Annotated in this window: 18 protein-coding genes and 1 pseudogene; 11 read left to right on the top strand and 8 right to left on the bottom strand. The window is 37.5% G+C overall.

Annotation, left to right across the window (positions count from 1 at the left end; translation table 11 throughout):
• Positions 1-425 precede the first annotated feature (425 nt).
• A complete protein-coding gene (locus H4J59_RS01975) occupies positions 426-1286 on the bottom strand; it encodes an NAD(P)-dependent oxidoreductase (protein WP_182236392.1) in 861 nt (286 codons plus the stop codon).
• A gap of 445 nt (positions 1287-1731) precedes the next feature.
• A complete protein-coding gene (sbcB, locus tag H4J59_RS01970) occupies positions 1732-3189 on the bottom strand; it encodes an exodeoxyribonuclease I (protein WP_182236390.1) in 1458 nt (485 codons plus the stop codon).
• 143 nt (positions 3190-3332) lie between these two features.
• Between sbcB and H4J59_RS19765 the strand changes: the two genes are divergently transcribed.
• Positions 3333-3539 (top strand): Arm DNA-binding domain-containing protein, encoded by a 207-nt coding sequence (locus tag H4J59_RS19765; protein WP_182236388.1) that lies wholly within the window; start codon positions 3333-3335, stop codon positions 3537-3539.
• Positions 3540-3767: 228 nt separating this feature from the next.
• On the opposite strand, the gene H4J59_RS01960 is transcribed toward H4J59_RS19765, so the two are convergent.
• Positions 3768-4121: a type II toxin-antitoxin system RelE/ParE family toxin gene (locus H4J59_RS01960; RefSeq protein ID WP_182236386.1), complete on the bottom strand. Its 354-nt coding sequence runs from the start codon at positions 4119-4121 to the stop codon at positions 3768-3770.
• Positions 4118-4378, bottom strand: a complete 261-nt coding sequence (locus H4J59_RS01955; protein WP_182236384.1) for a type II toxin-antitoxin system Phd/YefM family antitoxin — start codon at positions 4376-4378, stop codon at positions 4118-4120. The genes H4J59_RS01960 and H4J59_RS01955 overlap by 4 nt, the downstream gene beginning before the upstream one ends.
• 209 nt (positions 4379-4587) lie before the next feature.
• Here H4J59_RS01955 and H4J59_RS01950 point away from each other — a divergent pair, with 209 nt between their 5' ends.
• From H4J59_RS01950 to H4J59_RS01920, 7 genes and pseudogenes are all read left to right on the top strand, one after another.
• Positions 4588-4860, top strand: coding sequence for a hypothetical protein (locus H4J59_RS01950; RefSeq protein ID WP_182236382.1), 273 nt, complete (start codon positions 4588-4590; stop codon positions 4858-4860).
• Between the two features lie 230 nt (positions 4861-5090).
• A pseudogene (locus H4J59_RS01945) lies at positions 5091-5768 on the top strand (HNH endonuclease domain-containing protein); the annotation flags it as partial.
• A gap of 545 nt (positions 5769-6313) precedes the next feature.
• On the top strand, positions 6314-6619 hold the full coding sequence (locus H4J59_RS01940; RefSeq protein WP_182236379.1) for a type II toxin-antitoxin system RelE/ParE family toxin: 306 nt from the start codon (positions 6314-6316) through the stop codon (positions 6617-6619).
• An 85-nt stretch (positions 6620-6704) separates the two neighbouring features.
• A complete protein-coding gene (locus tag H4J59_RS01935) occupies positions 6705-7001 on the top strand; it encodes a HigA family addiction module antitoxin (RefSeq protein WP_182236377.1) in 297 nt (98 codons plus the stop codon).
• A gap of 515 nt (positions 7002-7516) precedes the next feature.
• Complete coding sequence (locus H4J59_RS01930) at positions 7517-9298, top strand: methyltransferase domain-containing protein (protein ID WP_182236375.1); 1782 nt, start codon at positions 7517-7519, stop codon at positions 9296-9298.
• Between the two features lie 287 nt (positions 9299-9585).
• Positions 9586-10296, top strand: coding sequence for a TIR domain-containing protein (locus H4J59_RS01925; RefSeq protein ID WP_182236373.1), 711 nt, complete (start codon positions 9586-9588; stop codon positions 10294-10296).
• A 20-nt stretch (positions 10297-10316) separates the two neighbouring features.
• A complete protein-coding gene (locus H4J59_RS01920) occupies positions 10317-12377 on the top strand; it encodes a P-loop ATPase, Sll1717 family (protein WP_182236371.1) in 2061 nt (686 codons plus the stop codon).
• A gap of 102 nt (positions 12378-12479) precedes the next feature.
• Here the strand turns inward: H4J59_RS01920 and H4J59_RS01915 are convergent, their stop codons facing one another.
• The 4 genes from H4J59_RS01915 to H4J59_RS01900 all read right to left on the bottom strand — a co-directional run bounded on the left by H4J59_RS01915 (position 12480) and on the right by H4J59_RS01900 (position 18003).
• Positions 12480-15710 (bottom strand): DUF3427 domain-containing protein, encoded by a 3231-nt coding sequence (locus tag H4J59_RS01915; protein ID WP_182236369.1) that lies wholly within the window; start codon positions 15708-15710, stop codon positions 12480-12482.
• Positions 15711-16055: 345 nt separating this feature from the next.
• Positions 16056-17006: a GGDEF domain-containing protein gene (locus H4J59_RS01910; RefSeq protein ID WP_182236367.1), complete on the bottom strand. Its 951-nt coding sequence runs from the start codon at positions 17004-17006 to the stop codon at positions 16056-16058.
• Between the two features lie 5 nt (positions 17007-17011).
• Positions 17012-17641 (bottom strand): hypothetical protein, encoded by a 630-nt coding sequence (locus H4J59_RS01905; RefSeq protein WP_182236365.1) that lies wholly within the window; start codon positions 17639-17641, stop codon positions 17012-17014.
• Positions 17638-18003: a response regulator gene (locus tag H4J59_RS01900; RefSeq protein ID WP_182236363.1), complete on the bottom strand. Its 366-nt coding sequence runs from the start codon at positions 18001-18003 to the stop codon at positions 17638-17640. The genes H4J59_RS01905 and H4J59_RS01900 overlap by 4 nt, the downstream gene beginning before the upstream one ends.
• A 1476-nt stretch (positions 18004-19479) precedes the next feature.
• Here H4J59_RS01900 and H4J59_RS01895 point away from each other — a divergent pair.
• The 3 genes from H4J59_RS01895 (at position 19480) to H4J59_RS01885 (ending at position 22407) form a co-directional block, all read left to right on the top strand.
• Positions 19480-19911 (top strand): BLUF domain-containing protein, encoded by a 432-nt coding sequence (locus H4J59_RS01895; RefSeq protein WP_182236361.1) that lies wholly within the window; start codon positions 19480-19482, stop codon positions 19909-19911.
• Positions 19896-20627, top strand: a complete 732-nt coding sequence (locus H4J59_RS01890) for an EAL domain-containing protein (protein ID WP_220469692.1) — start codon at positions 19896-19898, stop codon at positions 20625-20627. The genes H4J59_RS01895 and H4J59_RS01890 overlap by 16 nt, the downstream gene beginning before the upstream one ends.
• Before the next feature lie 274 nt (positions 20628-20901).
• Positions 20902-22407, top strand: coding sequence for a YdiU family protein (locus H4J59_RS01885; protein ID WP_182236359.1), 1506 nt, complete (start codon positions 20902-20904; stop codon positions 22405-22407).
• Positions 22408-22632 lie beyond the last annotated feature (225 nt).

Here is a 22632-nt window from a genome sequence, read left to right as displayed (position 1 = left end):
GCAAGCGGCTGATGTTTAGCGTTTGTTCGAGCGGGCACTCAATAGCTTATAAAACCGCTAAAAAAGACGAAAATCACGCGTGAAATTAACAAGATTCACGCGTTAGCACTTCCATCTAGTAGGTAACTATATTGAGTGAATAATAATAGCTAGCAAGCGGCTGATATTTAGCGTTTATTCAAGCGGGCATTAAATAGCTGATAAAATTTAAATCTTAGTTGGGTTTTATTCCGCAGGGCTTGCGGTGTAAAAGGAAGATAACCTAACTATCTAAAGAACCCCTTATTTTTGTAGCAAATCTCGCCTAAGCGACCCCCTTGGGGCGGGGGAGTATTATTCTTATAAAACAGTTAAAAAAGACGAAAATCACGGGTAAAACTACCTATGAAATTTCGCCTAGCGTTAAAATATCGCTTGATCAGTTATTACAGTCGGGTCAATAAACTTGAAGTGTCCCAGCGTTTACCACCATTTTTTTGTACATCGGCATAAAATTGATCTACTAGCGCGGTTAATGGCAGGGTAGAGCCATTATTTTTTGCCTCAGACAGGGCAATGTCGAGATCTTTTCTCATCCAGTCAACCGCAAAACCAAAATCATATTCGCCTTTTAACATGCTTTTATGGCGGTTATCCATTTGCCAAGACCCAGCAGCGCCCTGACTGATCACTTCAACAACCTGCTCGCAATCTAGCCCTGCGTTTTGACCAAAATGCAAAGCTTCAGCTAAACCTTGTATAACACCCGCGATACAAATTTGGTTCATCATTTTTGCCAATTGGCCGCTACCGACAGGCCCAAGTAATTTACTAAATTTGGCATAGCATTGCATAGCACTTTCAGCTGCGGCGTATGTGTCTTGCTCGCCGCCGACCATAATTGATAATTGGCCATTAATAGCGCCAGCCTCGCCACCTGATACGGGCGCGTCTAAAAACCCTAGATTAAGCTTAGTAGCTTGTTCAGCGAGTTCGCGAGCAACCGTGGCCGACGCTGTGGTATGGTCGACAAGAATAGCCTGAGTTTTCATGCCTGAAAATACGCCATCTGGCCCTAACACCACTTGGCGTAAGTCATCATCATTACCGACACAAACGAAAACAATGTCGCTGTCTTTCACCGCTTTTGCTGGTGTGCTAGCCATGGCTCCACCGTATTGCGCTACCCAGTGTTGAGCTTTTGTTGTTGTGCGATTATAAACAGTTACCTCATAACCCGCTTTTTGCAAATGGCCCGCCATAGGAAAACCCATAACACCTAAACCAATAAAAGAAACTTTTTTCATATTGTTCAACCTATTAAAATTAAATTTGTTAACGTTTATAGCAGATATAGAGCGCTTAGCTTTAGCCGATAGTTGTTGTATGGAGCAAAATTTTACTGGGTTTTAAACCGCTTAGCTATCAGCGAAATTAAGCTGTTATATTTAAAGAGTTAGTTACAGTTTAAGTCATGAATGCCAGTAAAGGATAAAAGTAGCGCGGGTATAGCCATTGAATTATTTTCATTAAATTATTTTTATTAAACAATACCAAGCTCACTCATTTGCTGATTATGTTACCTGGTTTCAATAAGCCACTAGCACTAACATTAGCACTATCACTAGAGCGTTATTTAGCTAACCATCAGCACAAGGCGTTATTAACTAAACGCCTTGAATTTGGCTATTTTTTCTGGGGATAAACTAGGCCAGCTAATCAATAAAACCGGTATAATCAATTCAAGCAATATTATTTGCTGATATATTCAAACAAGGCTTTTAATAACTGCATTTTTTCAGTGTTGTTTTCATGCTCAAAGGCCAAGTTTTCCAACTTCATCATATACTCATCAGCGCTCAATAAACCTTTAGTGCCATACTGAAGACGATTTTGACAATGTGCCTGCCACTTTTGTTGCTCGCCGTCGTCTAGGGTATAAGGAAAATTACGCGCCCGATAACTAAACAACAGGGTATTTAATCGCTCATCTTGAAACTGAAAAGGGTGCGTGCCTAATTGCTCTGGCGCTAGTTGGTGCAATATATCCATTTGCGCTTTGTCGCCATGCGAGAAAAATTTTCCGCCATATAAGGCAAATTCAGCTTCTACTGGTTCATCACCAAAGTCATTACTGGCAAAAACATCGGTTAATTTATCTCTAAGTTCAGTATGTTGCTTAAGGCTTTTTAGATGTTCTAAACAAAGCTCGCGAGGAATGTTTAAGCGTTCGGCATTTTCAGGTAACAAGGTTTTTGCTGGCGCGACAATAGGGCACTTATTTAAGTGAATTAACTTAACGGGGATGGGTAATTCATCTTCTGCTAATTCATCATAACGGGTATATAAACGTGCTTTTATCTCCGCACTAGACAGTGCAAATAACGGCGATGGGTCAAGCGCTAAATCTACCGCTATTACGGCATTTTTATTAATAGGGTGATAACAAATCGGCGCAAACCAGCTAGTGCAACCATGTAAAGAAGAGACTTTACTTGAGGTATGAACAATAGGGGTCATGTGGTAAACATCAATTAGCTCAGCCACTTGCTTCTTATTCTTCAAATTAAAGATAAAGTCATATAACTTTGGCTGCTTTTCTTTAATCAGCTTTGCCATAGCGATAGTGGCATATACGTCACTCATCGCATCATGCGCCGCTTCATGGTCAATACCATTCGCTTTTGTTAGCAACTCTAAACGAAAACTAACCACTTGTTCGCCGTCGCGTTCAACCGTTGGCCATTCAATACCTTCAGGGCGCAAGGCATAGCAAGCGCGTACCATATCTATAATGTCCCAGCGGCTATTACCATTTTGCCACTCACGTGCGTAAGGGTCGTAAAAGTTGCGATAGAATAAGTAGCGAGTTACCTCGTCATCAAAGCGAATACTGTTGTAGCCCGCTACACAAGTGTTAGCTTGTGAAAATAGTTGGTGAATACGCTCAGCAAATTCAGCCTCACTTAAGCCTTCTCGCAAAGCCTTTTGTGGGGTAATACCCGTAACTAAACAAGCTTCAGGGTGCGGCAGATAATCAGCGGGTGGCGAGCAATAAAACATTTCAGGCTCACCAATAATATTTAAATCGAGATCTGTGCGAATACCGGCAAACTGAGAGGGTTTGTCAAATTTTGGTGATATCCCCCAGGTTTCATAATCGTGCCAAAGAATAGTGGGCTGTGTATGTGTGTTTTGATTAGTTGGCATTGGTATGTTTTTGTCCCGTTTTTATTGGCCTGAAATTAACTTGTTGTGTTTTTTATTTTATTGAGAGCTAAGTTATTTATGCTTATTCATTGTTTTTGTCTGCACTGTTACCTACAGAAAAATAACCCTTGTGTAGGTAGTGGATGAAGCTATCACATCCTATATTAAAGAAATATCATAATAAGAGCCATGATAAACCTTTCGAGGTTACTGATCGAGACTCTATCAGTATAAGAGTTTCTGCAAAAGGCAAAATTGCTTGGCAATTCAGATTTAGTTATAACAATAAAGCTGACTGTTTGAGATTAGGGCATTATCCTAATGTGTCTTTGCGTGATGCCAGAAAATGAGTTATTACATTAGGTTTTACTTGGTTCTTCTTTGAGTGAAACAAAAGTGCTAAACAGTAGCGAATTATCGTCTTTAACTATTTGATGAGTTTCATAAAGTTAAATAATTGCATCATTACGCAGGAAGCGACTTGTCTTTGTGTTTTTAAAAAATGGCTATGGGAAGTAACTGCTTAATAGCTTGCACAGATTATGGGGCGATCGCGGTATATAAAAGCCATAGAGATTTTATTTATGTAGTAGGCAATAATTAATCAAAAGTTGTTGTATATCTTGCTTTTGCGAAATGATGACATCACCGATAATCCTGACGCTATTTCTTTCTTCTTTTATTCGGTATAGAAGTCTGAAATCATCTGCTGTGAACTCTCTAAACGTACGGACACCAAGCTCTAACAGAGGTTGAGATATCGGCGCGGCGGTTGAAGTAAAACTCACTAGGCTTTCAAATCGTTCGATGAAACCCTCAACACGAATAATAACCTGTTCTTCACTCGAATAAGGACTTAAGTGATCGATAAGGTCATTCAAAAGATTGTTAAAAGTTTCAGTGTATTCTATCCGAACTTCATTTTTTATCATTTTTCGCCCTTTGAATACGAACGACGGTTGGCCAAACCTTGTTTGAGATCAGCGCTAGATATCACACGATCGTTATTCGTATCGTCAACAGAGAAAGATGCCAACTTCAATAAGGCAATAGCTTCGTCTCGACGCATTCTATCGTCATAAGATTCAATAATATAGGCGGGTGTGCCATTCTGGGTAATGGTCATCGGCTCTTCGAGAGGAAGATTAGCCGCATTTTTTTTTAGGAAACTGATAGTTTCTACTCTCATTATAATTCACCGTTATTACTTTGCTTTTAGTGGTCTAAATATAGCCTGTATTTAAGCTTCTTGCAACTTAGTAGCACCAACACTTAACTGGAACAGAGCTTTAATCATATATATTTAGTTTTCTAAGGCGGCTTGGGCAGAGTACCTATTCTAAAATTTCCAACCGCAGAGTTAATTAAACGACAACAGTTTAAAAAAGAGCAAAGTTATTGACTAATTCACTTACTGAGAGAGCCTTTAGCTGGATGTTGGTTTGTGAAGTTTTAGGTATTAAAGGCTCTATTAATCCAAACGGAATGCGGCATTGGGTAGCACAGAGTATTTTAGCCAAAGAGTCAAACAACTACCGAAAGGCCGCTAACGCGCTAATGGATATGGTTGCAATAATGATGGCCATTTATGGTAATAACAATCACTCACCAAATGAATCTGAACCAGTTGATTTTTTGAATTTACTCTCTAATTTACATGAAGATATATAATTGTATTAATTTTTAATGCATTGATAGGAAACAATAATGTGGATAAGCTTTGTGTCACAATGGAAGTATAAAAATACCTACGCGAAAGGAACCCGCGCTTGCCTCCTCAATTTTATAATGAAAATGCCAATAAGCTAGCCCAGCAATACCTGTCAAAATCATTTGATGAGGTACATCAAAGTTGGTCGCAACTTTTGCCATCCGTTATAAAAAATGCTTATGCGCGTATTCTTGATTTACAAACCCTTGAACAGTGGGGCGAATTTTCACTGCCTGAATCGACTTGGCTGGCGTTTAATCGCTACGCCTGTTGGATTGAACCTGTACTAGTCAGTGAATGGGTAAAAACCATGGCAAGTTATGCCGGTAATGCACAATATAAAGCGCCTGAAAATCAATATAAATTAGCCCAAGCGCTGAATTGGGCAGAGCCTAAACGCACGATTGTTGATGTACGTAAACGCTTTGAACTCATACAAAATGCATTGCCAAAAGACCAAAAAATACAATGCGTGTGGTCGGCTAAATCATTGAAACAACAATACGATATTGATCACAGTATGCCTTTTGCTCGTTGGCCGAATAACGATTTATGGAACTTACTACCAACGGATAGCCAAATGAATAATCAAAAAAGCGATAGATTGCCAACCGAGCAGAAATTAAAAGTGGCTAAAGAAAGAATTCAACATTGGTGGCAAGTTGCTTGGCTTGATGACGAGTTCAAAACCCTAGAGCCCTCAGATTTTTTAAATAATAAGAAGAACCAAAGCCAACGATTTTTCGCTGAGGCTAACATTGCCTTGCCGGGGTTAAATTCAGATAACTCATCAGTAGATGATTTATTTGAAGCTTTGGTGATGCAACGTGGACGACTGAAAGAAATGCAACAATTGAGAGAGTGGTGAATGTTTCAATTTACTCTGTCCTCATTTATTCTTTAACTAGCATGTCTCTTTGGTGCGCTAAGCGGAATAAGACCAGTCAAAATATTAAGGGTCAACTTTCCGATAATACAGAGGACATAAATTTAATTATTCCATGGTGGTTTGGGATATAAAGCGACATAGAAATAATGCTTTTTGCCTACACCACTTAAGATTCAGGACAACTAACGTTAATATATATTAACGGTAACTCGCTCGCGTTACAGGTATCGATTCCAAGTTGATATCTCAGCTAATGTGAAAAAACACCAAAGGAATATCTAGCTAAACCTGGATCGTTAGCTGTTTGTAACTGATTAGTTAAACATAAATAAAAGTTGACGCCTGTAACGTTGCGGGTTACTGTTATCTCGTTACTGATTACCCACCCCTCTATGTGAAGTTAATAAATACTCAATAGTTTAGGAAAGTGTTCTTGATGACAACTCAAACAATCAAGGAAAAACCATGACTTTAACTATAAAGATTTTTAACAATTACATACGAGAACAAGGGAGTACAAAAAGTTGGCGATTAAAGGTTTTAAAAACAAAGAGCTTGAAGCTTTTTTCTATTACGATGAAAGAAAAGGCTTAAAAACAGAGCATATAGCTAGATTAGGCATGATACTTGACGCAATAAATTCATCCCACCATCCAGTTGACTTACAGGCTCTTTATGGCCATAAATTTGCACAAAAAAAAGGGTCAGGAAAAGGTGTTTATAGCATCGTTGTTAACGGTAATTATCGAGTGACGTTCCAGATAAAAGACGATGGTGCGGTGCTACTTGATTATCTTGATTACCACGGAAAAAATATAAAAGCGCAGTGACGCTTTTCCTCTATATAATTTGCATGAAAATGTGCAAAAGAGCTATAGCCTTTATATGCTAAGTAAGGGTTTATTGGAGAAAAAAATGAGATCAACTAGAAAACCTTCGCATGTAGGTGTATTTTTTAAAATGACCGTATTAGATGAAAGAGGGATATCTATAGTATCAGCAGCGAAAAGTTTAGGTATAACAAGGAAGGCATTAAGCGAATTCACAAATGGAAAATCTAAATGTTCACATGCTATGGCTAGACGCTTATCTGAAGCGACAGGCACAGGTGTAGCTATTTGGATTAACATGCAAGCAAATATTGATACATGGGAAGCTGAGAATATGGAGTTACAGGGAAATCCTGTCACACCATTAGCTTTAAAGGCTTAGCCTATATAGGTCTTGGTTAATTTAATCAAGACCTAACCAAAATACAATACCACCATTTAAGGTGGTTTTTTTATGCCTGAACATTCAAAATAACTTGAAAATTAAGTAATCTATGAAAATAATAATTAGCGAATTAATTATAACTTTATGGGATTAATAACTTTAATAAGTCATAAATAATAACTGATTGAGTGGCTATTTTCGTATCCGTTTTGCCTCTTCTTTAGTAATTACCAATAATGTTTTCATGTTAAATAATATAATTATGTATATTCACAATGAAAAATAAGAACGAGAGTTGACGTTAATGATACTTAACGTCAACTAGCCTTCTATTGTAATGGAAATACTGGTATCAAAGATATCTGAGCTAACGCTTTCTTGAATTTACTCTCTAATTTACATGAAGATATATAATTGTATTAATTTGTAATGCATTGATAGAAAACAACAATGTGGATAAGCTTTGTGTCACAATGGAATAATAAAAATACCTACGCGAAAGGAACCCGCGCTTGCCTCCTCAATTTTATAATAAAAATGCCAATAAGCTAGCCCAGCAATACCTGTCAAAATCATTTGATGAGGTACATCAAAGCTGGTCGCAACTTTTGCCATCCGTTATAAAAAATGCTCATGCGCGTATTCTTGATATTGGCGCAGGCTCTGGTCGCGATGCTAAACATATAGCGCAACTTGCCGCACAAACTCACGGCACCGAAAACAAGGTTCAAGTAGTGGCTGTTGAACCTGCCAACCTATTGGCTGAACTTGGTGCACGGCAAACCACAGGACTTAACGTAAAGTGGCTGACAGATTCATTACCCGCATTAAGCGTTATCACCAAACAAGAAGTCAGCTTTGACTTAATCCTGTTAAGCGCAGTTTGGATGCACATCCCGGTAAGTGATCGTGCTCGCTCAATACGTAAATTAGCTAATTTACTTAAACCCGGTGGTAAACTGGTTGTTTCTCTCAGGCACGGACAAACCATTGAGGATCGCAACGAACGTAAAATGCATACCGTGTGCGCTGACGAACTTAAACAACTCGCGAGCGATGTTGGGCTATTTACTAAACTAGAAACACAAAAAGAATCAGACAAACTCGGCCGTGATCACGTTTCATGGCAAACCCTAGTATTGCAAATGCCAGACGATGGCACGGGCGCTTTTCCTTTTATTCGCCATGTCGCACTAAACGATGGCAAAGCAGCAACCCATAAACTGGCCTTACTTAGAGTTTTATTAAGAATTGCCGATGGTCATGCAGGCGCAGTGCTAAGGCGAGAGCCATCACCATTTGGCGATCGCGTTATTTTACCCGTAGGCTTAGTCGCGCTGTATTGGTGTCATCAGTACAAAGACTTAATAGATGATCATAAACTTTTTCAAACACCCAATAAAAACCCAAACATGGGTTTTATGAAGGCAGATGGCTGGCATAAATTAACGGAACTAAAATCTTCTGATTACCGCATTGGTAACTTGTTTTCCGGTGTTGATGCTATAGCACTACACAAAACACTCTCTGCGGCAGTCAGTAATATTAAAACGATGCCATGTCGTTATATCACCTTCCCTAATAGAGAAGCCAATAGTGATAACACCGTATTTGAAGTAGCCAGCAAAACGGTAAAAGCCAAAGACAGCATCTTTCTTGATTTACAAACCCTTGAACAGTGGGGCGAATTTTCACTGCCTGAATCAACTTGGTTAGCGTTTAATCGCTACGCCTGTTGGATTGAACCTGTACTGGTGAATGAATGGGTAAAAACCATGGCAAGTTATGCCGGTAATGCTCAATATAAATCGCCTGAAAATCAATATAAATTAGCCCAAGCATTAAACTGGGAAGAGCCTAAACGCACAACTGTTGAGGTACGTAAACGTTTTGAACTCATACAAAACGCATTGCCAAAAGACGAAAAAATACAATGTGTGTGGTCGGCTAAATCATTAAAACAAAAATACGATATTGATCACAGCATGCCTTTTGCTCGCTGGCCGAATAACGATTTATGGAATTTACTGCCAACCGATAGCCAAGTGAACAATCAAAAAAGCGATAGATTGCCAACCGAGCAAAAATTAAAGCAGGCTAAAGAAAGAATTCAACACTGGTGGCAAGTAGCTTGGTTGGAACCAGAAGATCAGATTCAGAAACGATTTTTCGCTGAGGCTAATATTGCACTGCCAGGGCTACATTCAGATAACTCGTCAGTAGATGATTTGTTTGAGGCTTTGACGATGCAACGTGGACGATTGAAAGAAATGCAGCAACTGAGAGAGTGGTGATGCTAAATTTTCTCTGACCTATTAAGTACCATAGCTAAAACACTAATAAATTCGAGTTGATTTATTATTAGGAAAATTTTTCAATGATAATAAATATTAATACACTTATAAATAGATAACATTATGATTTATAGTATATTGTTGTATTTATAAGTGTAAGTGTAAGTGTTTATAGGGGGGTAGCTGAGCTATTCATGCTTATCCAATTAATCGCGAGTTTTTAACTAGAAACAATAAGACTTAAAGTAATAAACTTACCAATTATTTCCAACTAAAAGTAGTTATCAATGATCAATAAACACAAATTATTTATTGGCTCTTCTGTCGAAGGGTTAGTCTTTGCAGACTCAGTAAAAGCAATATTAGAGCACAGTTCAATAAGAGCTGAAGTTTGGACACAAGGAACTTTCATGGCGAATGGATATCCCCTTGAACAACTTGAAGCTGCGCTAGATAAACATCAATATGGTCTGTTTGTAATGACTCCTGATGACATTATTTTACGTAGGGATGAACAACTACCTGTTGCACGTGATAATTTATTACTTGAATTGGGGATGTTTATAGGGCGTTATGGAAGAAATAACTGCTTTATTCTAATTCCTAGGGGTGAAGGGGCACCTAAAATGCCTAGTGATTTAACTGGATTTAATACTATTGATTATGATGCAGATTGGAGCCGTGAATCAATAGATGCTGCAATGGGAACACCTGTAAGAAACCTTAGAGTGGCAATTGAAAAAATTGCAGTAGGACAAAAAAAAGTAGTATCTACAGAGCTATTAGTTGAAGAGAAAAATAAAGTATTAGAGTCCCTATTTTCTTTAGCTATTAGTACAAAACCTGAAAATATAATGGACTACTTAAAAATAGAAAAAGGTATATTTAAATATCATATTGATGCATTGATCTCTGGTGATTATATACAAAGTTGTGACAAAGGAATGCTTTCAATTACAGAAAAAGGCCGAAAGCAAGTTGTTGAAGTGATCAGATAAGTGATAATAATGGGTAGGATATGAAAGGAAATATACTTGGCGATATTAGGGCCGAACATGATGTTAGCATGCTGGAAAGCGCATTTTGGCAAACTATAGAATATAAGGCACTCCTAGAATCTTACGATCGTTGTATTATTGTTGGAAGGAGAGGGACTGGGAAAAGTGCTCTTGTCCACATGTTATCAAAACACTGGCAAAATAGACCCAAAACAGAAACTCTAGTTATTACGCCTGTAGAAGAGCAAATTATAGGCCTTAGGGATGTTTTAAAGCTTTTTGGAAATAACTACCTACATGTTAAAGCTGGAAGTAAATTAGCATGGCGATATGCTATTTATATGGAAGTGATAACTTCACTTGCTGCTCATTATAAACTTAAATCATTTTTAGATGGATCTAGTATCCAATCTCATCTAATCGAATGGGGCCCCAAAAAAAGAAATATTGCTAGTAAGATTAGAAAAAAATTATTATCTATTTTAGAAACTGATGATCCTAATAAATCGCCTGAGTCAAGAATTGCAGATTTATCTGATTCATTTGAATTAGAACTACTTGAAGAGGTGATCCTTGAAGCAACTGAAAAAGCAAATATTCAATTTGTATTATTTGCAGACAAACTTGATGAAGGATACACCCCTGATGACTTAGGCGTGGCTATAGTAGACGGTTTCATACAGTCCGTTATTGATATAAAGCACTCTTTAAATGAAAAAGTTATCGCTTTTGCCTTTGTCAGAGATAATATTTATCGCGCAATATCGAAAAATGATCCTGATTTCACTAGAAATATTGAAGGTCAAACATTACGCATACACTGGGATGAATACAACTTATTCAATTTAGTATGTAATAGGTTAAGATTTGCATTTAAAACTACCATTGAAAATAATGCTAGAGTTTGGGGGGGGCACACTGCTGATGAGCTAAAAGGATCCAGAGGCTTTAGAATTGCTTTACAATTAACTTTGTATAGACCTAGAGATATTTTAGTTTTACTAAATGACGCTTTCCTTCGTGCAAAGAATCAAGGTCGAAACAATATTATTTTAGCTGATTTAAATGCTACTGCTAAAATAATTTCTAATAATCGTTTGATGGATCTCCATAAAGAATATGAAACTGTGTTTCCTGCTTTAGACAAGTTCACAGCTTGTTTTACAAATATATCTCCTGAAATGACAATACTTCAAGCATGTGTATTAGTAGATGTTGCTTTGAAAATGGAATCAATAGCAAGCAAACTGATTTTACAGGATCTGATATTATCAAATAATCCTAATCAAGTAATACAAAGGCTTTATAGTGTAGGTTTTCTAGGGATTTATAATGATGAGTCTTCATCATATGTATTTTGTCATGATGGTAAAGACCCCGATCGTGATTTTTCTGATGACTCAAAGATTCTGATACATCCTTGTTATTTATTAGCACTGGGCTCTAATATGGAAATGAACTTAGCTCAGGCAGAAGAGATACATGATGAATACGATATTGAGGTAAGTTCGAAAGATCAGGAGTTTAGAAAGCAAAAAATCGGCTCCCTTATGTCTGAATTAAATACAATAAATGACGGTTTAGATGATAGAAATGAATTTAATTCATGGGTGTTTAAATCATTGAAAATATTACTTGCGTCAAATTTGGTAAATATAAAAATATCGGATAAATTAAATTACTCTACCATTATTGCTCGTAACATGAGTAATGCTACTGTGTGGAAAGAAATATCACAAGTTTATCAAACCGATGACATTATGTTTGATATCCATAACAAAAAGTTATTAGAGAAGAATGACTATACAGAGCTTGCAACAAGAATTGACAACAATAAGCATAAAATAGCTTTTATAGTAAATAGAGGCCATGATAATAACATTTCAAAGGATAGGGAAGTGAAATGGGTTCGCGAGATATACTCTGAAAAGGGAATTATCATTATCAAATTATCTTCAAAATTTATTGAAAGACAGCTATCGAAATCTAGAAACCCCCAAAAGCATGATGATGTGAATAAGGAACTGCAAAAGTTATTATCTCAGTATCACAATATGTGGCTACCAAAGAAAAAAAAATAATACTATTTTAATGAAGTTAAATCTTAGTGAAGTGGATGGGATCAAATACACTTCTAATTGTATACATATGGTTAAGTACAATTTTGATGAGTCTATAGCCTATCAACCCACCGCCAACTTAGCCGTCTCATGCCACAAGTACGCTGGCATGGGATGTTTTAACTTCCATGTAATATTCATCGGCTGACTGCCTTCATATTTCACAAAATCTACTGGGCCAAAATTGACAAAACCCATAGTTCTGTCATTTTCATCTTTGCCTTGTTCACGGACAAATAACAGGATGATCTTCTTCGCTTCTTTCTGTTGAATGTAACCTAAACCTCGGCCTGAATTGGGTCGTGCGCTGTTCTGAGTTTGCCAGTGAAACAAGGTTGGGCTAATGGCGTAATCATGGTACATGGTGGTGGCTGAAAACTGTTTTTCGCACTTATTCAAGGTTACAAATAACAACTCGGTATTAGCGTTAGCAATATTTAACACACCTTCACGACTTGATGATTTTTTAGTAAAAGTGCTATCGCCAAACGCTACAAGAATATGTTCTTTCGGGTAGCGAACATGCATGTTAAGTGGTGATGCATCTACTTTCGAGTTACCCACCGTTGGCATAGCAAACTCACTGACTTCAAGCCGTTCAATAAGTATTGAAATAACCTCGCTTAACTCACCTTGAAGTGTTGGGTTTTTCAGCGCAGCTAAGCTTTCCCTTAAACCTTCAGATAAGTCATCACTCGCACTTTTTTTGCCTGCTTTGTCCCAAAAATCGTAGTGACACATTAAGGCAAACTGTTGTTGGTGCTGTTGGACGTTTGGCTCTGTGTTATCACAATTGAATGCCGGTATTGAAGAATCGTTATCGCAAAGTGCTTTAATAAAACGTAAATACGAAATTGATGAACAGTTTAATAATCTATTATTAATGGCTCGATAATAAGCCGCATAAAGTGCTTTATTCTCTAGTGCTATTTCGTTGTTCTTGCTTGCAGCAACTAATACTGACCAACCGCCAAATGTGCCAATTTTGATCTTGTAAATATCTTCTAAGGTAATGCTATCGTTAAGATGTAAAAAGTTAGTTAGTGTTAACGGTAATTTTGTATCATGCTGGAAACTTATTATTAAGCTGAATAGCCTATTTCTGTTTAGTGACGCTTGGCTGATGTTTTTCAAGATCATGGCTTGCGTCTTTTCTTGCAATTCAATGCGGCAACCTAAGGGCAGGTGAGGGAAGCCTTGCTTCACTTCTTTGCCAATGGCCTGATTGGTTTTCCCTACTAATGCTCTAAATTTGCTAGAAAAGTCGTATTCTGGCCGTGAATTACCGACAAAATCTAGAATAGTGCAACATTCTTTATTTTCAGTTAAGCGTAAACCTCGGCCGAGTTGCTGTAGAAAAATCGTTAAACTTTCGGTAGGGCGTAAAAACAGCAAGGTATCTAGCTCTGGAATATCGACACCCTCATTAAATATATCAACGACAAACAATACATTTATTTGCTTTGATTTAAGTCGCTGTTGCTGGTGCTCCCGTTCACTACTGTTATCACTGGTTAATACATCACAAGCAATATTATGCAGGGTGAATTTTTGCGCCATAAATTTTGCGTGTTCTTTACTGACGCAAAAGGCGAGGGCGCGCATTTGTGATATGTCGGTAACTACCTCTTGCAAGCTTTGTATAATCCGCAAAACCCTTTGGTCGTTATAGGTATAAAGGTGAGTTAACTCGGCAATATCATAACGGCCTTTAGACCACGAAATTTTAGTTAAGTCGGTATCATCATCTATACCAAAGTATTGAAAGGGTGAAAGATGGCGTTGATTTATCGCTTCAGGTAATCGTATTTCTGCGGCAATAACATTACAAAAATCACTGAGAATATCAGTACCATCATGGCGCTCGGGTGTTGCGGTTAATCCTAAGAGTATTTGTGGGCTAAAGTGCTTTAATACTGTGCGATAACTACTCGCTGAAATATGATGAACTTCATCAATAACAATGTAATCAAAGTAATCTTCACTTAAGGCTAACGGTTCCGTTTGACTGTTAAGCTGATTATTTAACGATTGAATAGAGGCAAAGAGGTGCTGATATTTGCTTGGTTTGTTATTACCAACCCATAACTCACCAAAAGCGCTATTTTTTAATACGCCACGATAAGCACCGAGTGCCTGCTTTAATATTTCTTCTCTGTGGGCAATAAACAAAAACTTTGCTTCGGGATTTTTAGTATAGAAACGGGCAAAGTCAAAAGCCGAAATAATGGTTTTACCTGTGCCTGTTGCGGCAACCACTAAGTTACGGTAGCGATTATGCAAGTTTCGCTCAACCTGTAATTTTTCTAATATAGTTTGCTGATGCGAGTGTGGTTTGATATCAAAATAAAAACTTGGCGTTGCGTTATTGAACGTGCCTTTTGCTTCTTGTAGGGCGGTGTTTAATTTTTCACGGCTTGCTGCTTTACCATCAAAGTACTCAAAATCCGGTGATTCCCAATAGGTTTCAAAAGTGCTGAGCGATTTTTCAATGATATGCGGTATTTCTTGCGAGGTAATTTTAAGGTTCCATTCTAAGCCACTGGTTAAGGCCGAATGCGATAAATTAGACGAGCCAATATAACCGGTATGAAAGCCAGTATTGCGCATAAATAAATACGATTTTGCATGCAGGCGTTCACGGTTAGTATTGTAACTAAGCTTAACTTCAGTGTTGGGTAATGAGGCTAAAAACTCTACCGCTTTTGCATCGGTAGCGCCCATGTATGAGGTGGTGATTATTTTTAATTTTTTGCCGCTTCGGGCGAAAGACTCTAATTCATTTTTAAATATTCGAATGCCAGTCCATTTGATAAAGGATACCAGCCAATAAATTTTATCTGACGATTGAATCTCTCTTTTAATTTCAGTCTCTAGTGAAACACCAACATTACTACCGCAAAATAATTCACTCTGCGTTAGCCCGGTTCTCGGCATAATCGCGTCTACGTATTTGGGTAAGTCAGCAGCAATGGGGTTTGATTTATCAAATAACGCGGTAAGAATTTTGCCTTGGCTATCAAGTAAGTTATCAGTGATTAAGGCTTCATCTTTAATGTGCGCGCTAAGCCACTGAACAATAGTGTTTGCGAGATTTATTTGATCATGAATTCTAGACTCGCCATTGGGCACTGAGTCCATAGCAATTTCAATCAAGCGGGTTAAGAAACGTGATAACCAGGTTGCTGCTTCGCCAGCCTCTAATAACCGTTCGCCAACATGGAAAGTTTCTCTATCTAAGTTTTGCTCAACTAATTGCGTAATTAACTGCTCGTAGATACCGGTGGTATTCATGAAAATCCTTTTTATTTTAAACGCTTACTTGCTGTAGGGTATAGTAAATTAAGAAAGAGATAAATGAGGATTTATATTTTTGATAAAGCAGTCAGTAATCAAGAAAGTATTAAAAAACAGCAGCAAAGAAAATTTTAAGCTGTTTTTTAATACTTACCTCTTACTGCCCGCCATAAGTACAGGAAAAACCTTTGAATATAGAGCGCGCTGTATGACGAGTTAGAGTAAAGGTTAGCGAGCTATGCTTTAGTGCGTTACCTTATATACTTATATATTAAGAGGAACTGCTAACTGTTTAATCTGTTAGACGAATAATAAGGTTAGCCGTTAGTTTTTGTGGCTAACTTAAACATCGCAATCAAAAAAGCTAACACATTGAGAACGCCCACTGTTTTTTGCAGCATATAAAGCGGTGTCTGCTTCATGAATAAGTGTTTCGTAATTATTGTCTGATGAACGAGAGCAGGTAAAACCAATACTGACCGATATAGAAACGGCTTTTGAGTCATAATAGACAGGTGTATCAGAAATAATATGCCTTAGCTTTTCTGCTATATAGGCTGCGCCAGTTAAATCGGTACCGGGTAAAAATACACAGAATTCTTCACCGCCATAACGCCCTATAACATCACTTAAACGTAATGATTCAGTACAGCGTAGCGCCACTTGCCTCAGTACTTCATCACCACATAAATGGCCGTACTGATCGTTGATTTTTTTAAAAAAGTCCATATCAAACATAACAAGAGAAACTTGGTGTTCATATCTGTTAACTCGACTCACTTCATTTCGGAAACATTTTTCCCAATGAGATCGGTTATACAGTTGTGTTAAACCATCAATACTGTTGATACGCTTTAATTCCATGACGGTATCTTTGAGTTTCATGGTGGCTATTGCGATATCGGTCACGTCTTTAATGGTAACGCAAACATACTCAACATTATTATCTTGGTCAAATATGGGCGTAAAACAGCAATTTTGATACATAAAATCAACACCACCGGTGACAGAGCGGCCATGTGGAAACTTAAATAAGTAAGGTCTTTGTTCCCAGCCAGAATAAGACGGGCTCTTCAAAATTAGCACACTTTTAATTTTTCTTTCAAACCATTTTTGAGGTAAGTCAGGAAAGCAATCAAAGAGATTTAAATCAACAATATCATCAGAGGTGAACTGACAACGAATAGCCATATAGTCGTTCCACAGATGCACAGTAAAATCTTTATCTACAACAAAAACGCCACTATCAACGCAATCAATAACATTATTAGTGTAAGAAAATTTATTCATCATAATATTTACAACTCATCAATAAGCCGGTTTAAAACATTTTGTAAGTATTCAACCGAAGAATCTGGCATCAAAAGCAATAAGTCACAATGAAACGAATGCTTATCGACAATGAATTGTATTTTTATAGAAAGCGCATGATCCCATATCAAGTGATCTTTATTGAGTAAACTCTCGATTATGATGGATTGCCCCATCATCGATGGTGGCGTACTAAAAAAACGTTCTGATATTTGTTGCGCAATACCCGACAAACAAGCACCATTGATAATATTTGAAATTTCAAGGAGCATTTCTTCTTGAACTTCATACGTGACTTCGTCATCTAAATCAATTAATTGTGCCAGCTGTTCGAAATCGGTGTTGCTGAATATGGTAATGGATTCACCACAAATATTAGGATCTACTACATGAGTATAAAAACCTTGACGGACCGCCGATATTTTTTCAGCCGGTATCAATCGTTTTAATGTTGTAATTAAACTTTTTGCTGCAAAAATTTCAATCGAAGGCACAGATAAAGTAACATATTGTTCAAATAGCACAGAAAGCGATTTGCCTGCCTGCCCCATACCTATGTTACAAATTTCTTGTAAATAGTCTCGTTGATCTTCAGTAAAATTGAAACTATTTTTCATAGTAATTTATGCTTTTTCAAAATGTCTATTAATGTGGTTGCAGAGATAGGTTTTCTAATAAAATCTAATGCTCCGGCGGCTTCAACTATTTTTTTCGCTTCGTCTTGAATATCTGCAGAAATAACAATGGTATTGATAACCATAGCTTCAGCTTGCATTATTTTTAATACGCTAAAACCATCTAATACCGGCATGGTTAAATCTAGAAATAAAAGATCTATTTTCTCAGTACGAAGCACATCAAGTGCCTCTTGGCCATTTTTTACTATCTGTGAGTTTGCGGCCCAACCTTCAGGAAGTATTCTTTGGAGTTGTTTTCGTGCCACATTCGAATCATCACAAATTAATATAGAAATTGTCATTTTTATCCTGTTGAGTTAGTAAAGCAAAAGCGTAGAGAGTTATAATAATCCCTAAATTTAACTCAAGGCTGCCTTCAAGTTAGATATCAATAAAATTAATATACACATGAAAATCAATTATTAATTAGCTTTGAAGGCATGAATGTAGGACTACCAACTATAATACCACTCAATGTGGAAAATAGGTGATTTATTGGCTTTGAATCCCGCCGAGGAGGCCATTTTTGCAAATCACCGGTCTAAACCGAACTAAAAAACAATCAATATCACTCACACCCTCTTAAAAAAAAGCACGATTCAGCTAGAATTAGTTCATTTATTTCTTGTTTAATCCGCACTAAATAAAAGCGTGTACATTGAGGCGTATAGAATAGATTGTCGTTCTTCAAAGGCTAGTTATAGCGGCTATGTTTCATCATAGTGCCACAAGATACTTGGCTGGGTCATCGCATTACTCAGTGTGATTTTTCGCTCTTTTTTTGTTCATATAAATCAACCGTTAAACCCAGTTTTATCTGTTGTTGTGTAACATTGGGTATCAGTTTTCTACTGTTATAAATAAAAGTGTACCTAGTTGTGACCCACGGAGATGATTTTTTTGTGTCTCAGTTATAAAAGTTTATAAGGCAGTAAATTGGCACTAAGTGACTAAAGAAGTAACTGAAAATTAAATTTTTTATTAAATCAAAAACATCTTAAACGTTTCAATGTAATAGCTGACCAAGAAATGCTCAGTATTCATATTTCAGCCCATAGTAGATTAACTTTTTAGTATCGTTATAGGTATCATAATAAAGCGATTCGCAGCACATTAGGGAGGTATGCTGATATACCTTTGAAACAAGCGTGTGAGAAGATACTAGAATTGCGGTAAATGTTGAACGATGGTCTTTCCATCCATTGTATTAGTTCTTCTGTTCTATTTTAGCTTCATTGCCGTAAGCTTTTCTTCCAGGAATACGCTTGCCCTTGCTGCTGATATTCATGATTTATAAGTGCCTTTCTGATTCATTCTCTACGCTTACATGTAATGGTTTATCATTTGCGTAATAGTAAATTTAATCAAAGCTTAAATAGTCACTAATCAAAGCTTAAATAGTCACTATAAATAGCATAACTTGATCTATTTGCTTTTCATAACCATTAATAATGAAATCACAGGCTAAGCCGTGTCTTTTACAGATATGATTATTAGTATTATTTAACTCTGAAGCTGCATGCTGATCAATTGAAGGATATATACCGGAAGCACTATTTTTTTGAATAAATCTGTTTAGCTCAAGTGTTGCAATAAAGTAATCGGCATGAAAATTATTTGGTATTTACAGTAGCAAAGTCATGGTGTAGAGTACGAAATATAGCAATAAAATCAACAAGAATACGTAATAGTTAGTTACGCTTAGCTATACAATTTTAGCTGACCATTACTTAGCCTGTTATTTGGCGTTAGAGCGAATAGAAAATCAGGAGGCAATAATGACTGAACTGATATATTTGATTTACGCAAGCAAAGCCTCTATCGACATTTCCAAACACGATATAGTGGTTTTGTTGGAAAAATCTAGAAATAAGAACAAATCTCTGGATGTCACCGGAATGTTAGTCTCTGATAGCGGTAGTTTTTTACAGGTCATAGAAGGCGAAGAAAAAACCATAAACCAGCTGTTTTCGACTATAAGCGGAGACGGTCGACATGGCAGTATTGTAAAGATAATATCTGAAGTTATACCAGAGCGCCGATTTAATGACTGGACCATGGGTTTTGCATCGCTATCGAGACAGGAGTTGGCGAAAATTGACGGAACAAACGATTTTTTCACTGAAAATACGTGTCTGGTCAATATTAACAAAGGTAGAGCAAAGAAGATTCTTGATGCTTTTGCGCAAGGGCGATGGAGATTGGAATAATCAAAAATATTAAATATACTCACGCATTCCAACCAATCATTAATATTGACGCTGGCAAAGTGGTTTCTTATGAAGTGTTGTTGAGAGGAAAAAATAATGAACCTCCCGGTTTCATTTTTGACCAAGTGCCCACTGAACGCTTAATGGAATTCGATCAAGCTAGTCGAGAGCGCGCTATAAAGCTAGCTTCTAACCTTGGGCTTGAGTGCAGTTTAAGTTTAAACTTTACACCTGGTTCCATTTTATTTGAAGGCGGGAAATATGTGGAAAACACAGTTGCCGTTTCTCAATATCACGGTATAGATGCCAAAAAACTCATCATAGAGATTACAGAAAGCGAAGCAATTATTAGCTCCAATGAATTGTGGAATGCACTAAATAAGTTGCGTAGAATAGGGGCAACAATCGCAATTGACGATTTTGGTGCAGGATATGCCGGTTTAAACTTGCTGGCAGATGTGCAGCCTGACTTGATAAAACTGGATATGTATTTGCTGAGGAATATTGATAAAAATGGTCCACGGCAATCAATCGTCAGGGCTATATCTGATGTTTGTCTGGATCTTGGCATAGATGTGCTCGCTGAAGGAGTTGAGACCGAAGAGGAATTCGACTTTTTAAATAAATTAGGGGTGTCCTTATATCAGGGATATCTTTTTGCAAAGCCAGGGTTTGAGTGCTTTCCGCCTGTTTCAATTCAATATCTGAAAAGATAAGCAAGCCCGAACAATGGCGTTAACTCGGACGCGTTTTTCGTTCGCTGCGCTCACTGCAAATGCGCCCGTTACAGCTAGCGTTATAAAGCAAAGACATTTTAGTGTTCTTTGTATGTTGAGTGCAAACAAAACCCTCCAATCAGTACGCCATTATTGCTTATAGTTATTATGGGTGGCATAGTGAATTTACAGTGAATTTGCAGTAAGTTTGATAGTAAATTAGCATCTTTAATTGTTATCAACCCATCAATAAAAATTTTACCCAGAGAGATAAATGACTATAAACCTGTCTAATAACTACCAAGCACTTGGCACCAGCTTTTCAGAGCAAACATTTCCTGCACCTGTGGCTGCGCCCTCATTATTATTGTGGAACGAAACCTTAGCAAAAACCTTAACTATCCCTTTTAGTCAAAAAGATGATGCTGAACTTATCGCACAATACTTCTCAGGTAATCAATTAATTGAAGGAAGTAAGCCGGTTTCACAAGCTTATTCTGGGCATCAGTTTGGTAACTTTAATCCGCATCTTGGTGATGGTCGTGCACATTTATTAGGTGACATTGCTGATACCGAGGGGCAACGCTGGGATATTCAGCTTAAAGGCTCAGGCGTTAGTTCTTTTTCACGTCAAGGTGATGGTCGTTGTGCGCTTGGCCCAGCGCTGCGCGAATATATGATGAGTGAAGCTATGTTTGCGCTTGGTGTGCCAACTACGCGTTGTTTAGCTGTGGTTACTACCGGTGAAAATGTATATCGCGAGCGACCTTATGACGGCGCTGTTGTTACCCGCGTCGCGACAAGCCATATCAGAGTGGGTACTTTTCAATATTTTTCGGCGCGTAACGATACTGACTCGCTTAAAAAATTGACAAATTATGCTATTAATCGACATTTCCCAGCATTGTTGGTTGAACAGAAGGTGGCAACAACTAAAAACCCTGATGATGAAACAACGGCTGATGATATTAGTAGCGAACAAGTGCTTAAATTTTTCTCTGCTGTATTGTCAAAGCAAATACCTTTAGTACTTTCATGGTTAAGGGTGGGTTTTATTCATGGCGTGATGAATACCGACAATATGACTATTTCAGGAGAAACCATAGATTACGGCCCGTGTGCCATGATGAATGCTTATGATTTAGACACTGTTTTTAGCTCAATTGATCGCAATGGTCGTTATGCTTTTGGTAAACAAATAGGCATTATTCAGTGGAATATGACACGACTAGCCGAAACCTTATTACCCTTAGTGGCTAGCGATGAAGATGATGCAGTAGCGAAAATAGAGCCGTTATTAGCGCAATTTCATCAAGATATTCAGCAAGGTTACTTGACTATGATGGCGGCTAAAATTGGCATTAATGAACCAGAGCAAGGTGATGCTCAGTTGATTAATGACTTACTGGCCATTATGCAAAAGCAAAAGTTAGATTACACACAAACCTTCACTGCTTTAACGAAGGCACTGAACAAAAGTGAGATTGAAGCGCCACTAGCCGAGATGCTTAATGAATGGTTACCTCGCTGGTATGCTCGAATTGAGTCATTTAAAGCGGCTGCACACAGGTTAATGGTAAGCACTAATCCTGTTGTTATTCCAAGAAATCATCATGTTGAAGCGCTATTAGCGTCTTGCCAAGAAACTGGTGATTTAACGGCGCTAGATAAATTTTTAGCGGTATTACGACAACCTTATACAGAAATTACTGATACTAAACACTATCAAGATGCACCTGTTGAAGGCGATAACTCTTATCATACCTATTGCGGTACCTGATCTGCGCTATAAGGTTTGTATCATGAATAACCGGGAGTAATAACGCAGACAGTCATGGTTAATGTGCTGTTGACGAGGTTAAATTTCATTTAACTTGTTGGACTGAAGTCCAACCTACAAAGGGCCTGCGGGTGATCCTTTGGGGTTGGGCTTTTTTTGTGATTTTTTATGATTTTTTATGATTATTATTGTGATTTTTTTGTGCTTTTTGTGCTTTTTTTGTAG

This window comes from Colwellia sp. MB02u-10 (genome assembly GCF_014077185.1).
Classification (GTDB): Bacteria; Pseudomonadota; Gammaproteobacteria; order Enterobacterales; family Alteromonadaceae; genus Cognaticolwellia.
The sequence above is the reverse complement of the archived record's forward strand: the minus strand, read 5'-3'. Positions and strand labels throughout refer to the sequence as shown.

What these genes read in the sequence shown, in the direction of transcription:
- H4J59_RS01975 (WP_182236392.1), bottom strand. Translation starts at nt 1,286, where the DNA reads ATGAAAAAAGTTTCTTTTATTGGTTTAGGTGTTATGGGTTTTCCTATG.
- sbcB (WP_182236390.1), bottom strand. Translation starts at nt 3,189, where the DNA reads ATGCCAACTAATCAAAACACACATACACAGCCCACTATTCTTTGGCAC.
- H4J59_RS19765 (WP_182236388.1), top strand. Translation starts at nt 3,333, where the DNA reads ATGAAGCTATCACATCCTATATTAAAGAAATATCATAATAAGAGCCAT.
- H4J59_RS01960 (WP_182236386.1), bottom strand. Translation starts at nt 4,121, where the DNA reads ATGATAAAAAATGAAGTTCGGATAGAATACACTGAAACTTTTAACAAT.
- H4J59_RS01955 (WP_182236384.1), bottom strand. Translation starts at nt 4,378, where the DNA reads ATGAGAGTAGAAACTATCAGTTTCCTAAAAAAAAATGCGGCTAATCTT.
- H4J59_RS01935 (WP_182236377.1), top strand. Translation starts at nt 6,705, where the DNA reads ATGAGATCAACTAGAAAACCTTCGCATGTAGGTGTATTTTTTAAAATG.
- H4J59_RS01925 (WP_182236373.1), top strand. Translation starts at nt 9,586, where the DNA reads ATGATCAATAAACACAAATTATTTATTGGCTCTTCTGTCGAAGGGTTA.
- H4J59_RS01920 (WP_182236371.1), top strand. Translation starts at nt 10,317, where the DNA reads ATGAAAGGAAATATACTTGGCGATATTAGGGCCGAACATGATGTTAGC.
- H4J59_RS01915 (WP_182236369.1), bottom strand. Translation starts at nt 15,710, where the DNA reads ATGAATACCACCGGTATCTACGAGCAGTTAATTACGCAATTAGTTGAG.
- H4J59_RS01910 (WP_182236367.1), bottom strand. Translation starts at nt 17,006, where the DNA reads ATGATGAATAAATTTTCTTACACTAATAATGTTATTGATTGCGTTGAT.
- H4J59_RS01905 (WP_182236365.1), bottom strand. Translation starts at nt 17,641, where the DNA reads ATGAAAAATAGTTTCAATTTTACTGAAGATCAACGAGACTATTTACAA.
- H4J59_RS01900 (WP_182236363.1), bottom strand. Translation starts at nt 18,003, where the DNA reads ATGACAATTTCTATATTAATTTGTGATGATTCGAATGTGGCACGAAAA.
- H4J59_RS01895 (WP_182236361.1), top strand. Translation starts at nt 19,480, where the DNA reads ATGACTGAACTGATATATTTGATTTACGCAAGCAAAGCCTCTATCGAC.
- H4J59_RS01890 (WP_220469692.1), top strand. Translation starts at nt 19,896, where the DNA reads ATGGAGATTGGAATAATCAAAAATATTAAATATACTCACGCATTCCAA.
- H4J59_RS01885 (WP_182236359.1), top strand. Translation starts at nt 20,902, where the DNA reads ATGACTATAAACCTGTCTAATAACTACCAAGCACTTGGCACCAGCTTT.